Annotated in this window: 1 protein-coding gene; it reads right to left on the bottom strand. The window is 64.6% G+C overall.

What is annotated here, in order from left to right; genetic code table 11:
• Positions 1 to 25: 25 nt before the first annotated feature.
• Positions 26 to 1120, bottom strand: a complete 1095-nt coding sequence (locus tag FJ980_RS32455) for an ABC transporter permease (protein WP_140547542.1) — start codon at positions 1118 to 1120, stop codon at positions 26 to 28.
• Positions 1121 to 1263 lie beyond the last annotated feature (143 nt).

Genomic DNA, 1263 nt, shown 5'->3' with positions numbered 1-1263 from the left:
GTCTCCCGCACGATCCGAAATCCGCTCATCGTGCCGTCTCCAGCGCATGCGTGTCCCGGACGGGTCGCACCAGTCGAACGCGATAGAAGATGAAGAAGTCGGCGGCGAGCAGGAAGAACAGCAGGATGCCCTGGAAGATCCGCGTCAGGGCCGAAGGCAGGCCGAGCGTCATCTGCACACCTTCGCCGCCGAGGAAAAGCAGCGACATCAACAGCCCGCCAAGCACGATACCGAAGGCGTTCAGCCGTCCGACGAAGGCAACGATGATGGCCGCGAAGCCGTAGCCTGGCGAAATCTGAGGCGAGAGCTGCCCGAGCGGCCCGGCGGCTTCCGCCATGCCGGCGATGCCGGCCGCGGCACCTCCCGCCAGCAGTCCGATCCAGACCGCAGCCGATTCGCGAAAGCCGGCATAACGGGCGGCAAGCGGTGCAGCCCCGCTCACCGACATCTTGTAGCCGAGGAAGCTGCGGTCGGTGAACAGCCACATCAGGAGCACGGCGACGACCGTGATGAAGATCGACGGGTTGAGGCGATAGGCGGGGTCAAAGGATTCGAACAGGGCCGCCGTCGGCAGAAGTGCCGTCTGCGGATAGTTGAAGCCGGCCGGATCGCGCCACGGTCCGTGCACGAGATAGGACAGGAACAGCGTCGCGATATAGGTCATCATCAGCGTGACCAGGATCTCGTTGGTGTTCATGCGGGCGCGCAGAAAGGCGGGGATTGCCGCCCAGGCCATGCCGGCGCCCATGCCGGCGATGAACATCAGCGGCAACAGCAGCACGCTTTCGGGGTTCGGCCAGAAAAGCCCCACGCCGCTGGCCGTGATTGCCCCCATGGTGAACTGGCCCTCGGCGCCGATATTCCAGACATTGGCGCGGAAGCCGACCGCCAGCCCGCAAGCGATGAGGATCAGCGGCGAGGCCTTGAGCAGCCATTCGGACAGGCCGTTCATGGAAGAGAGCGGCTCGATGAAGAAGGCATGGAGGGTCGCCAGCGGATCATGTCCGAGGGAGGCGAAGAAAATCGATCCGACGATGACGGTCAACAGGGTCGCCAGTGCGGGCGCGGCGACGCGCATCAGCGAGGAGGGCTCCGGCCTTTGTTCAATCCTGAAGCGCATTGTTGCCACCTCCGTTCGCCAATGCGCCGTCGGTCATGCCGCGGCCCGTCATCAGAAGTCCGATCTCCTCGCGATCGGTCGTCTTGCGCTCCAGCGGCGGGGAAACCTTCCCTTGGCAAATGACCAGCAGCCGGTCGCAGATC

The sequence above is a fragment of the Mesorhizobium sp. B1-1-5 genome (assembly GCF_006443065.1).
In the GTDB taxonomy this organism is placed as follows: Bacteria; Pseudomonadota; Alphaproteobacteria; order Rhizobiales; family Rhizobiaceae; genus Mesorhizobium.
Note: the sequence above shows the minus strand (reverse complement) of the source record. Positions and strands in the feature narration are given on the sequence as shown.

Bases quoted from the DNA above. Each gene is read 5' to 3' on its own strand.
- FJ980_RS32455 (WP_140547542.1), bottom strand. From the start codon at position 1,120: ATGCGCTTCAGGATTGAACAAAGGCCGGAGCCCTCCTCGCTGATGCGC.